Annotated in this window: 9 protein-coding genes; 2 read left to right on the forward strand and 7 right to left on the reverse strand. The window is 69.6% G+C overall.

The window, feature by feature from the left end; translation table 11 throughout:
- Positions 1-72: 72 nt before the first annotated feature.
- Positions 73-762 carry a hypothetical protein gene (locus OG607_RS41865; protein ID WP_405735045.1) on the reverse strand — a complete coding sequence of 230 codons (690 nt, stop codon included), beginning with the start codon at positions 760-762 and terminating at the stop codon, positions 73-75.
- Between the two features lie 5 nt (positions 763-767).
- Complete coding sequence (locus tag OG607_RS41870) at positions 768-1,583, reverse strand: helix-turn-helix domain-containing protein (RefSeq protein WP_405735047.1); 816 nt, start codon at positions 1,581-1,583, stop codon at positions 768-770.
- A 1,220-nt stretch (positions 1,584-2,803) separates the two neighbouring features.
- On the opposite strand from OG607_RS41870, the gene OG607_RS41875 reads away from it, so the two are divergent.
- Both OG607_RS41875 and OG607_RS41880 read left to right on the forward strand, forming a co-directional pair.
- Entirely contained in the window at positions 2,804-4,144 is a 1,341-nt protein-coding gene (locus OG607_RS41875) for a helix-turn-helix transcriptional regulator (RefSeq protein ID WP_405735049.1), read from the forward strand.
- Between the two features lie 511 nt (positions 4,145-4,655).
- Positions 4,656-5,429, forward strand: a complete 774-nt coding sequence (locus OG607_RS41880) for a glycosyltransferase family 2 protein (RefSeq protein ID WP_405735051.1) — start codon at positions 4,656-4,658, stop codon at positions 5,427-5,429.
- Positions 5,430-5,615: 186 nt separating this feature from the next.
- On the opposite strand, the gene OG607_RS41885 is transcribed toward OG607_RS41880, so the two are convergent.
- The 5 genes from OG607_RS41885 to fxlM all read right to left on the reverse strand — a co-directional run bounded on the left by OG607_RS41885 (position 5,616) and on the right by fxlM (position 12,335).
- Complete coding sequence (locus OG607_RS41885; protein ID WP_405735052.1) at positions 5,616-6,233, reverse strand: restriction endonuclease; 618 nt, start codon at positions 6,231-6,233, stop codon at positions 5,616-5,618.
- A 436-nt stretch (positions 6,234-6,669) separates the two neighbouring features.
- The gene (locus OG607_RS41890; RefSeq protein ID WP_405735054.1) at positions 6,670-8,001 is read right to left on the reverse strand and encodes an MFS transporter; all 1,332 of its coding nucleotides are present in this window, start codon (positions 7,999-8,001) and stop codon (positions 6,670-6,672) included.
- Positions 7,985-9,019: a phosphotransferase enzyme family protein gene (locus OG607_RS41895; protein ID WP_405735056.1), complete on the reverse strand. Its 1,035-nt coding sequence runs from the start codon at positions 9,017-9,019 to the stop codon at positions 7,985-7,987. The genes OG607_RS41890 and OG607_RS41895 overlap by 17 nt, the downstream gene beginning before the upstream one ends.
- Before the next feature lie 191 nt (positions 9,020-9,210).
- Positions 9,211-9,984: a PIG-L deacetylase family protein gene (locus tag OG607_RS41900; protein WP_405737424.1), complete on the reverse strand. Its 774-nt coding sequence runs from the start codon at positions 9,982-9,984 to the stop codon at positions 9,211-9,213.
- Positions 9,984-12,335 carry a methyltransferase, FxLD system gene (fxlM, locus tag OG607_RS41905; RefSeq protein ID WP_405735058.1) on the reverse strand — a complete coding sequence of 784 codons (2,352 nt, stop codon included), beginning with the start codon at positions 12,333-12,335 and terminating at the stop codon, positions 9,984-9,986. The genes OG607_RS41900 and fxlM overlap by 1 nt, the downstream gene beginning before the upstream one ends.
- Positions 12,336-12,375 lie beyond the last annotated feature (40 nt).

The following is a 12,375-nucleotide window of genomic DNA, read 5'->3' on the forward strand; positions in this document are numbered from 1 at the left end:
GAGCGGGGCGGCCTGTACACCCGGTGCGCGCCGCGGGTGGCGGGGTTGTGCACGGCAGCGGGCGGCAGATGATCACGCGGTCTCCTTCCGGGCCTGTGCTGCCCCAGCGAGGTCAGCGCGGGTGGGGTGCGGCGTGACGCGGGGGGCGTTGCCCCGGGCATGGCCGTCCAGGCCGATGCGCCGGCTGCGGCAGGGCTCGCCCTCGCCGGCCTGGCACCACGGACACCGGACGCTCAAAGGGTCGGGATGTCCCTGGGCGACGGCGGCTTCGCGTACGGCGCGAGATGGGCGGTAGCGGGCGAGTTCGGTGCGGACGGCCGGTGGGATGCACGATCCGATGGCGCGCAGGCGGGCTTCGACGTCCGGGGACGGGCCGCCGCTGGTGATCTGCCGGTGCGTTGAGGGCGCGAGCGTTCCGGCGGCGACGGCGTGCCGAGTGCCGAGCAACTCGGTACGCCATGCGACCGGGTCGTCGGGGTTGGCGACCGGTGTGGGGTCAGTGTGCCGATGGAGGCGGTCGCGACGGTACCTCCGCCACCGGCGGGCGACGTCGGCGGGCAGGATCGGGTAGGGGGAGTCCAGGATGTGTGCCCGGATCGCGTCGCGGACGTCCCAATGGTGGTCGGTGGTGAAGGGCACGTCGCTGAGCAGCTCGTACCACTGGGCGATTTGATCACGGGCCTCACCGGCATCGGTGCGGATCGTGCGGGGGTCAAGGCGGCCGATGTAGGCCAGGACAGCGGCGACTTCGCGGCGTTCCAAGGCGGTCAGTCCGTTCCGGTCGGTTCGCCGAGGGCGGCGAGCAGGGCGGCGGTGTGTGCCTCGGCGCGCGTCATGCCCGCCGAAGCGGTGGTGCCGCCGCCGGGGAGGGCGTAGAGGTTCGGGCGGCTGGGGGCGGGGCTGCGCTCGCGGGCGGTCCAGGCCCGCCAGTCGGCGGCCCAGGCCGCGGCGGGACGGGGAGCCCAGGTGGCCCGGTACGAGCGCCACTTCTCGTCGGCGGCGCGCAGGCCGTGCTCGCCGAGTCGGGCGAGGTGACCTTGCTGCTGTGCCCAGGCGCGGGTCTCGTCGTCGATCTGCCACGCGGCGGCTGAGATGAAGGCAGCAGAACTGCTCTGACCGTTCACCTTCGGTTCACTACCGTTCTGGGGGTCGGATTCCGGCCCCTGTCCGGGTCGGAATCCGGTCCCCGCTGGGGTCGGATTCCGGTCCCCGGGGTGGGATTCCGGCCCCGTCTCAAACGGCCCACCGGGGTCGGAATCCGGTCCCGAGAGGGCCGGATTCCGGTCCTCCTCGGCGGGATGCTCGGCGAGGAACCGGGCCGCGACCGGGAGGTGGTAGAACGTTTCTCCTCGCGGTCCCTTGCGACCGTCGAGCTGCACGAGCTCGCCGCCGGCGATCAGTTTGTCAAGGGCGTCGCGCACGGCGGTCCGGGACGCGTTCGCGCGCTTCATGAGAGTGGGGACCGACGCGTACGCGATGCAACGGCCATCGACGCACCGGTCGGCGATCAGAGCCAGGACCATGCGAGCGGTGCCCTTGCTGCCGCTGTGGTCCCACACCCATTCGCGGGCGTGGTAGCTCATCGGAAGGCGTCCCCGTTGCCGATCCGGAACGGCCCTGTCCACCACGGATGGGCGAGGTGGAGGGCGGAAGGGGGGCAGGTTGCCGCGCCGGCCAGAAACTTGGGCCTTTTGCGCAGGGCAGTCGACATGCAACACTCTCCTTCGAAGTGAAGCCGCGCCGGTATGCCCCGTGGAAAGGGCCGGTGCGGTACTGGTGGGTCAATCTCCAGCCCTTGCCTGGGCAGGAGTGCCATCTCGCGGTCGGCGTCTGAGAGTTGCCTCTCTCAGGCGCCGCCGCTGTTTTCCCGGGCTTAGCCTGCCCGGCAGGTCCGCGCGTTCCGCATATGACTCCCTTGCCGTCGTCGTAGCCGGGCGGGCTGCCCGGCGAGGGACGACGAACATAAGCAGATCCCCGCGTCAAGATCCAGACTTAGCTAAAGAACTCTCCACAAGTCGCAGTTGACACCAGCGGCCCACGCGTCGTGACGTCGCCGCGGCCAGTCGCGATGCGGACGGCAGAAGGATCACCCCGTGTACCCTGGTGATGATCTTCACCTCTCTCACCTGCGCATCGAGCCACATCGCTCCGCCGAACTGGCTGGTCAGAAGGATTTAAGCCCGATCACAGGGCATCGTCAACGCGCGGAAACCACCCCGTTGACACGCGTAGACAGTTCGGGCGAGAGACCCCTCGAATCGATTACGGGCAAGTAACTTGGTTAACGTAAAGGGAAATTGATGCCCCGAAAGGTCCACGGTCAACCGGTTTCCCGTGGCGCGGAAACCGAGAATGGGTGCCGGAACGAAAAAGCGGCAATCTTTTGCCGGTTGCAAAACCGGAAATTAGTTGCCGGTCAAGATGTCCGGTTTGCGGATGAACGCGTGCGATGTGACGTTGAAATGCGCTCGGTCCCACGTGAGTTGGGGATGTGATCCCGGTCACAACCGCTATTGATCCTGGCGGGTCAAGATCAATTCGGAATCTCGTATGGTTTACGAGAAGCCAGTGGCAGGGGTGACGCTGATTAGCGTTGAGCCCGCTATTCCATGCCTCTGGGTAGGGCGACGGCGCCCGTCTTCCTATCCCCATGGACCACTGAGTGCGAGAGGGCGGATCTCTCATGGGAGCAAATGGGCCCCACCCCACCGGCGAGAAAGTAAACACTGAGAAAACATCTCCCTCAGGAGTGACGCCGGGGGACGACGGCCGACAGCGGCAGGCTCCTCACGCGGGCCAGGTCATGGGCTTCGGTGGCCAACTGCGCACCTGGCGCAGGGCCGCCAGCCGACGCCGGGGGCGCACGGTCACCCAGGCCGAGGTCGCGGAAGTCCTCGCCAAGTCAGAGCGCTGGTACCGCGGACTGGAGGCGGGCGCGACCACACGCCGCCTGGACCGCGAACAGTGCGACGCGCTGGCCGAGCTTCTCCGGCTGGACCGCGACGAACACCATGCGCTCCTGCTGTACAACAACCTCAACACCGCTGACACCTCGACGGCCGGCGACTCCCGGGTACGCAGCGCACTGCGCCTTCTGATCGACAAGCAGATGCCCGACCCCACCTACCTGTGCGACAACAAGTGGAACATCCTGGCCTACAACCAGGCGATGGCCGACTGGTGGCCGTGGGTGATGGAGCCCGGCGCCAACCTCATACGCTGGGCCCTGACCCACCCCGAGGCCCGGGCCCAGTACCACAACTGGCACCAGCACGCCGCGGCGTACGTCCGGCTGCTGAAGTACGCGCTCGCCGGCAACGGGGAGGACCCTGAGCTGCTGGGCTTGATCGGGGACGTCTGCAAGGACGCCGATGTCCGCCACATCTGGGACACGGTCCACGAGCACAGCGTCAACCGCGACGGCCACGTTTTCAAGATGTCCCTGCCCGCGCTGAACTGGGAGATCGTGGATGTGGTCAGCCACGTCATGTACCCGGCGAGCCTGCCCGACTGCCGGCTCGTGGTGATCACCTGGTGGACCAACGAAGACGACGACGAGCAGGATCCGCTCGGCGGCGTACGCAACGCCTGGACGAAAGAGCCGTCGACCCCCGTGGAGCAGAAGGCGATGAAGGACCTCGACAATTCCTCCCGCCGCAGAGTCGCGCACACAGGGACCTGGCGTCTCGCGGTCGCCACGGCCGAGGAAGCCGCAGCCCTGGCCGGTGACGACCGCATGGGCCTTCCCGTCCTGAGCGCGATGATCGGCTCCGATACCCAGCTCACTCTCTCCCCGTCGACACAGTCCGTCATCTGGGCAGTCCGGGAGGAGGACGGACAATGGGGCATCTCGGAGGTGGACGCCTACACGGTGATCGTGCGCATGCCCCACGCGGCCCTGGTCGAAGCTGCCAGAGAGGAGCTGCTGCTGTTGACCCGCGCGGTTCTACCGGCCGAGCCTGGGCAGGCGGTCGCCGAGATCCAGCAACTCGTGCCGCAGCTGCAGCAGCGGATCGAACTCCTGAAGACCATCCACCGCGACCTGAGGGAGATCGACAAGACCCTCCCTGCGCCGGGCACCCTGCCGACGAGATCTGATCTACCACCTCCGGTGAGGAACAGAGCTTCACAGATGTTCGGCTGAGGTCCCCGTTGGCGGAGTGCCTGCCGCGCGTGTTGTAGCGGGTCGGCCAACCGAAGACGGTCATCGTGCCTGCGGCGGCGCCACCGTAGTCGCGGGCGCCCTGATGAGAGGCTCGCTGTTTCAAAGGCTCGCAGTCTTGGTCCGGGCACTCGACCGTCCAGCCAACGGACGACCGAAGACGAGAGGCCATCGGTCAAGGCACTCTCCAGTACCGCAAAGCGACCCATCCACCAGATTCGGCAGGCCGCTGACGACTCACGGGGCTTCCAGGGCTTCGGCGAAGTCTGCCGATGTCTGTTTCGTGATCATGTGAGCCCGAGGAGCTGAAGAGGTCGGCTCGGGTTTCGAGCGTTGTGGCGGAGGCAGGCGGCGATGTTGGTGACTCCGGCCCCTACCGACTACGCCGAAGCCCTGGGTACATGACGGCTGCGTGCAGGGCTGCCCGACCGAGAGCTGCTCCCGACTACATTGGTTGGGCGCTGTCGTCGTTGGTCTGGCTTGGAGGAGAACCGTGCCGCTGGTCTCGGTCGTGATGCCCGTGCATAATTCGGCGGCTACTCTCGGTGCTTCGGTCCGGTCGGTGCTTGCGCAGACTCACACCGATGTGGAGCTGCTGGTCACAGACGATGCGTCCTGCGACGGCTCCATGGATCTGCTCAGGGAATTCGTCCGGCAGGACGAGCGCGTCCTGCCGGAATCGGCGCCCGAGCAGGGTGGCGCGGCCAGGGCACGCAACCTTGCTATGGAACGCGCCCGGGGGGACTACGTAGCCTTTCTCGACAGTGACGACATGTGGCTCCCGACCAAGGTTGAGCAGCAGCTTGCTTTCGCTGCGACGGCCGATGCGCCTCTGACGTTCACCTCCTACTACAAGGTGGACGCTCAGTACGACGGTGAGGCCGCCGACTTCATCCCGAACGGACGTGTGGTGCAGGCGCGAGGGCGCGTCGGCTACCGAGAGATGTTGATCCAAGATCACATCGGGGCTCTGACCGCTATGTACGACCGTTCCGTCCTCGGCACGAGGCTGATGCCGGACATGCCCAAACGGCAGGACTACGCATTGTGGTTGTCGATCATGCGTGATGGCACTCCCGCTCGGGGCCTGCAGGAGCCGCTGGCGGTATACAGGGCACAACGGCCGGGATCGCTCTCATCGAACAAGCTGGCGCTCATTCCCTACAACTGGAAGCTCTACCGCGATCACGAACGACTCTCGGCTCCTCGGTCGACGCTGGCCCTGTCCGGAGCTGCGTGGCACTCGCTGCGCAAGTCGCGGATCTAGCTTGTGAGGCCTCGCCGTCACCGAGGTCACCGGTGACGATGCCGTCGCGCGCCCCAATCCTCATGCAGGTCGATGAACTGGACGGTCGTCCCTGGCTGGAACACGCGGATCTCCCGGCCTCGCAGACGACGGCTCCTCCGAGGCCGAGCACGAACTGGTGGATCGGCGTCGTTGATACAGCTCCGCCTACGCGGTCGCGCGGCGCCGGTCCGCGGGGTGGCGTAGTGGCGGCGGCACACGTTGCAGCAATTCCCACAACGGACGGCCGGAGACCCACTGGCCAAGCAGGTCCCGGTCGACCAGGTGGACGCCGAGCCTCCGGGCCGAAGGGACGGCCTTGCTGGTGAACTTCCCGTTTGTCACGATCAGGGCGAATGTGGCCTTGTGCACCTCGCCAGCCGTGCCCTTCAGTTCCCGGACGACGCGGACATCGACCGCGTCGCCGCGTCTCCCATCGCGGCGGTGCTTGCACTGCACGGCCCAAATGCGACGGTCGAGGTCGACGCCGCGGACGTCGCATACGTCGTCGTTGGCCCCGCCGACGCGCTCCGCCGCGAGGCCGTCGCGCCGCAACAGGTCCCGCACGGCGAACTCGAACTCCTCATGGTCCACGCCATCGAGGTCCTCGAGTGACATCTCCGGCAAGGAGCTGTCCTTGTGGGTGGCGTTCCACCTGTCGCGGTCGATGCGCTGCTGCATCCACACGGCGTACGTGAGGAGAACGGGCACGCCGACAAGGTCGACCGCGTCCGGGTACGGCGAGGGCCACCAGCCCGTCCACCGGCCGGCGAGCAGGCCGAGCACGCACACGCTCAACGTGACCAAGCACCAACCCGAACCCCGGTACGCCGCTCGCCACACCACCATCCGGACGTGGCGCGCGCGGTCGACCGTCCCGCGCTGCTTCGCCGGGCCGCGGCGAACGGACCTGACCCAGCGGAGGGAAGAGGGGCGAAGAGCGCTGAGCCGGTCGAGCCGGATACGGGACCGCGGCCGCATCCCTCCGCGGCGCCCACCCGCTCCCTGAGGCTCTGCACGGTGTGGTGCCCGCTCTCGGGCCCGGTTGCTGACGCGTTGCTCCATGGGCGTTCCCCTCCCGTCGCGGACGGCAGTTATCCGCACGGGGTATGACAGCATGCGGCACTGACATGGCGTCACCGATGGGCGATCACCGGCGATCTGATTCGGCCAGCTGATGACGTTCAGGATGGCTGCGCCCTGCGTTTATCGCTGCGACCGATCAAGTTGAGTCGATCACGGCCCGCCTTGCTCCAGCAGGGGTTGGCATGGCCCGAAGGCGGCGGACGGGGGAGAGCAGCAGGACTACGAACCCGCTGGCCGTGGCGATGGCGGCGATGGTCATGGACGGCTTCAGGCCGATGGCGCCGACGAGCGCGCCCGCGCCGAGGGCGCTGAGGAACCTCGGGCCGAAGGTGATCCAGGTGCCGATGGACTGCTGGCGTCCTTGGTATTGCGGATCGCATGCGCTCTGGCGGACCGAGCGCTGGTTGGAGCCGTGCGCGGTCGCGCCCGCGAAGCGGCAGGTGACGCACGCGCCGATGACGATCTGCCAGAGGAGGCCGGGACCCGCGAGGAGCACCGGCGCCAGGACGAGCGGCTGAAGCGCCAGCGCGCACAGCATCAACGGACCGACCCCCCAGCGGGTGCCCTGCGGCTCGGCAAGCCGTCGTCCCGCCAGCGCCCCCGCGACGCCGCCGACACTCGCGCAGCCCATGACAACAGCGAGGACAACCGGCGACCAGTGCAGCTGCCGCACGACGTAGATCAGGAAGAGAACGTCCCAGGCGGTCATCGCCAACGCCAGCGCGGTGTTGGAGAGCACGAGCGGCCGGATGACCGGATGGCGGCGGGCGTAGCCGAGCCCCTCCTTGATCTCGCGTAGCAGTGTGCTGCCGGCCGGACGGGCCTCGGGGTGCGGCTCCGGGGTGCGGATCTTCGCCATGCAGACAGCGCTGATGAAGTAGGACGCGACATCGGCGAGGATCGCCCGGCTGGTGCCCAGCACAGCGATCAGCCCGGAGGCGAGATAGCTCCCGGCCGCATCGGTGAACGAAAACAGCGCGCCCATACGGGAGTTGGCGGCGGCAAGGCTCTTGCCCCGGGCCAGCGAGGGCAGATAGCTGATCCCGGCGGTACTGGAGATGTCGTTGACCGCCGCGAGAGCGAACCCGATGACACACAGCACCACCAGCGACAGGGAGCCGGTCAACGCCGTCACCGGCACGACGAGCAGCAGCAGGCCGCCGACGACCTTGCCCCACCTCAGCAGCCGGAGTTTGCGGTGCCGGTCGACCAGCGCCCCGGCGAACAGCGCGGTCACCGCCGGAGGAAACCGCTGCACCGCGTACAGGACGCTCATCTCCATCGGTGTGGCCTTCAGCGTGAACAGGGCCAGGGACGGCAGCGCCACCGACGTGACCGCCCCGCCCAACACCCCCACCGCAAGCCCGTTGTTGTACAAGGAAAGATCACGGCGCACCGTCTTCTCCGCCGCCGTGGGCGCAGGGCGGGAGGCTGCCGTGGCCGGGACCGGTTCATCGCACGCTGTCACGCAGTGCCTCCTTTGCCTCGTCGAGCCGGTTCAGCAGCACCAGCGCCGCCTCATGCCGGGCCCGCCCGTACCTCTGAAGGGCCGCGTCCACCGCGCCCGGGTTGTCCAGCGGCTCGGCGAGCGGGTACGTCGAGGCCAGCGTGTAGGCGCAGCCGACGGCGACTGTGGAGACCAGGTCGTCGACGCGCGCCTTGGGGTGTTCGTCCCGGTAGGCGGCCAGGAGTGCGGGGAGCCCGGTCAGCCACTGGTCGCCGAGGAGGACCGTGCGCGGGTCGCAGGCGATCCGGGCGATCTCCCAGGACAGGAAGCGCGGCCGCGGGGGCTGGAAGTCCACAACGGCGGCCACCTGGTCGCCCCGCAGGAGCAGATTGGGGGATGCGAGGTCGCCGTGGACGATCTGCTCGGTGAGCTCGGGCAGTCCGGCCAGGATGACGGCGGCGCGGTCCAGCAGGGCCAGCCGCTGACGTGCGGCATCCAGTGCCCACGCCTCGAACGGGCCGAGATCGCCCCGGCGGCCGTACTCGGTGATCAGGCGGCCGTAGCGGCTGCGGGCCCGCTCCAGGTCGCAGACCCCGGTCGCGGGGCGGAGCGCGGGCGCGGCTGCGGGGTGGTCGGCGAGACGGCGGTGCAGCCGGCCGAGGAACGTTCCGACCGCCGGCCAGCGCCTGGCTGTGAGGCCGCCTTCGGCGGTCACGGCATCGGGGACGTACTCCCACAGGGACATCGCCAGCTCCCCAATCTCCTCGATCAGATCGCCCTCGCGGGTGCGGCGCACGGCCGGGACGGGTACGTGGCCCGCGCGGGCGAACTCGGCCAGCTCCACCGCTGCCCGCTCGCGCGGTAGGGCCGTGCGGTCGCGGTAGACCTTGGCGAACCACTCGCCGCCCGTCTGGTCGGTGACGTGGTAGTTGACCGTCGCGGTGCCTGCGGGAATCTGGGTCACTTCGGCCGGATGTACCCCGTAGGCGAGGGTCAGCGTGCCGGTGACCGTGGTGATCAGCATCTCCGCATCGCTCATGTATCCGCCTTCTGCGAGCTGGGCGAGGGCGGCAGCACCGCCCGGCCGTTGCCTTCCGCGTCGGCGGGGCTGATGGGAAACGTGAGCCGCAGCTGGGCGCGAGCCGGAGTCGGCACGATGACGCTCCTTTCTCTGGGGGGCAGGGGATAACGGGCGGAGGCAGGGTGGCTGGGCCTTGCGGACGCGGCAGGTCACGTCGTGAGCTGCCTCAGACCGGCCGGAGATGGCGTGAGGCTGATGCGGGTGCAGTACTCCGTGCCGAGGATCCGGGTCCGGCTCTCCTCGTCGAGGCGGGACAGGATTCCGGGCAGCGGCCGCTCCCGCTCCCGCTGACTGCGGTGCGCCAGGACCGCGGCCCATTTCCGGTCCAGCCACGGCATCACGTCCACAGTCGCGGTGGCGTACTCGTCCGGCGCGCTCAGTACGGTCTTGCCGACCCCGGTCAGGAGCGGCCCCAGGTACGCGACCCCGGAGTGCGGATGGGTGGCCGCGAACAGGGCGGGGGCCTGCCAGGGTTCACCGGCCTGCGGGTAGAGGTGAGCGAGCCCGGCAGCCTCCACCGCCAGCAGAGTCACCTGGTGGGTGCGCCGATGGTCCGGGTGACCAGTCAGCTGACCGAGGGCGTCATGGGTGACGACGACATCGGGACGGAACTCCCACAGGTGCGCGACCAGTTGGGCGATGACCTCGTCCAACGGCGCATCGCAGAGCCGGGGGCGCCCGGGCGCCGACTTGGGGTTGCGGGCGTCGCCGTACCCAAGCATCCGGGGCTCGCCTGCACCAAGGGCGCGCAGCGCGTCGGCGAGCTCAGCGGCCCGGTGGCTGTCCGGCGCCCAGGTGGTGGTGACGACCGCGGTGCGCGCGCCGCCGCAGGCGTGCTGGGCCAGGACCCCGCCGACAAGGAGGGATTCGTCATCGGGGTGTGCGAACACGCCGAGCAGGGACGGCGGAGCGGACGTTGTGATCACGCACCCCCCACGGCCGCGGCGACTGCTTCGGTGCGCTGAACGGGGGCCGGGAGGAGGCCGTCACGGCCCGGCCACTGGAACACCAGACGGGACAGCGGCTTGTCCAGGACGTCCCCGGCGGGCAGCAGGCGATCGGGGGTGTCGGCCGGGTGCACGGTCAGGACCGGGTCAGCGCCGTCGCGCACGTCGCGGTCCCAGGCCCGGACCGTGGCCGCCAGCTGCTCGGCGAGCTGCGGGCCCTGCTCGCCGAAGGCGTGGACGAACCACTCCCATTCCTTCTCGGCCGGGCTGTCACCGTGACGGGTCTGGACGTGGATGAGGTAGGCCAGTCCCGCGTCGCCGAGGATCGCCGGCGCGTCGCCGTCCTTCGCGATCTCGGTGACGCCGGTGCCCTTGTCCCGGTAAGCAGCCAAACGGCAGAACGACGCAAGCGTCGTGGCCGCGTAGAGCTGGAGCGAGCCGAAGTAGAAGTTCGGCCCCATGGTCACCCCGGTGGCGACCTCGTGGCGGGGCCCGCGCAGCGCCTCCTCCAACCCCTGCGTGGAGGCGGGGGCGTTGTCCTCGAAGCGGATCTGCAACTCACCGCCGAGGAGGTCGACGACCGGGGCGTTGCGGGCATGCTCGCCCTGGGCCCGTACGAATCCGCAGTGCGTGAACTTCCGCGCGTGCAGCACGTCACCGCTGCGCCGGAAGGCGATCGCGCGGGTGTAACCGTGGATCTCGAGCGGCAGGACCAGGCGCCCGCCCTCGGCGAGCTGCTCTCGCCAGGCCGGAGCGATATCCCACACGTTGTACGTGATCATGCTCCCGTCGAACCCGCCCCGGGGCACCAGGTGCGTGGGCGCGCCGAGCGCCGCGTCGCCCTGGAAAGGGGTGACGCGTCCGCTCCCGGCCTCCGCGGTCAGCCGACGGGTGCGGTGCACCACGAACGGATCGATGTCGCCGGTGACGACCCGGCCGCCCGTGACGTGGGCGAGCAGCTCGGCGTTGTAGCCGCCGGATCCCGCCTCATACACGATCGCGCCCGGCCGCAGCCGGAGGCTTTCGATCATGTCGGCCTGGAGCCAGGCGGCAGAGACCGAGCTGGTCGCCCGCCCGGTCTCGTCGCGGCGGGTGACAACGGCCAGGTCGTCGTCGTAGGCCGTCGTGAGGTCCTTCTCCGGCGCGTACCGGTGCCGGGGCACCGTGCGCAGCGCTTCCCGGACCGGCTCGGAGGGCGCCCAGTCGCCGGCGATGACGGCGTCGGTCATCTTGCGGCGCAGGCGAACAGCTTCGGCCGGTTCGCCGGGCACGGGCGGCTGGCCGACGGCGAGCGGGTAGGAGTGGACGGGCGGCAGGCCGGGGATCGTCCCCGGCCAGATGGCGTCCAGGGCCTGCGCGGCCGGGGTGAAGATGTCGCCGATGCAGGCCAGGTCGTGCAGGTCGTGCCACTCCCACCGGTCAAACAGCTGCTTCTCCGGGTTCGTGAGGGTGCCGGACCAGGCGCTGATGCGTACGACCGCGGTGAGCCGGGGCACGCCGTGGCTGTCATCGACGAGCATCGTCACCACGTGCGCATCGGCAGCGTCGGCGGTCAGGCCGGTCTCCTCCGCGAGCTCCCGCACCGCCGCTGTCTCGAAGGATTCCGAACCGCTGCTCTTGCCCCCGGCCATTTCCCACATGCCCCGGGCGGACCGGCCCAGCAGGACCCTCCCGGCCTCGTCGGTGACGACGGCGAGGGCTCCGGTCAGGGCGTGGCCCGTGGGTGGTCGCTTCTCGGCCGCCCGGGTGCCGGCGTGGCAGGGACCGCGCAGGACCAGGACGGCGAGCTGGTCCGCGTCCAGCCGCTCGACCGTCTCCCAGCCTTCGGTGAGCACGCTGATCTCGTCCTCGTCCAGGGCGATGTCCCGCCGCTCGTCCGGCGTGTGTTCGACGGTGGGCGTGATGACCACGAGCGCGCCGCCGGGCCGCAGGCGCCCGCCGAGCCCGCGCAGGACGCGGCTGCGGTCCCGTACGAACGGGTACATCAGGCGCATGGTGATCAGGTCGTAGCCGTCCTCATGCAGCTCTGCCGGGTCGTCGCGCTCGATATCCAGGCAGATCCAGCTCACCCCCACGGCGTCCGCGTGTTCCTCCCGAGCCCGCGCGAGGGCGCTGTCGGCGAAGTCCACGGCGTCCACCACGTAGCCGAGAGACGCGAGATAGGCGGCCAGGCCCCCGGCGCCGCAGCCCAGGTCGAGCGCGCGCCCGCCGCCGTCAGGCACGGGAGTGTGTTCGGCGAGCAGCGCCCGCTCGCTGTCACCCAACGGCCGAAACCCCTTCCCGTCGGCAAAGTGCTCCTGCCACTGCTCACGGACGACGTACCCCACGGTGCTGCTCCTCAACTGGTCCGATGCGGTGGGCGGTGTG

It is taken from the genome of Streptomyces sp. NBC_01537 (genome assembly GCF_045040445.1).
Classification (GTDB): Bacteria; Actinomycetota; Actinomycetes; order Streptomycetales; family Streptomycetaceae; genus Actinacidiphila.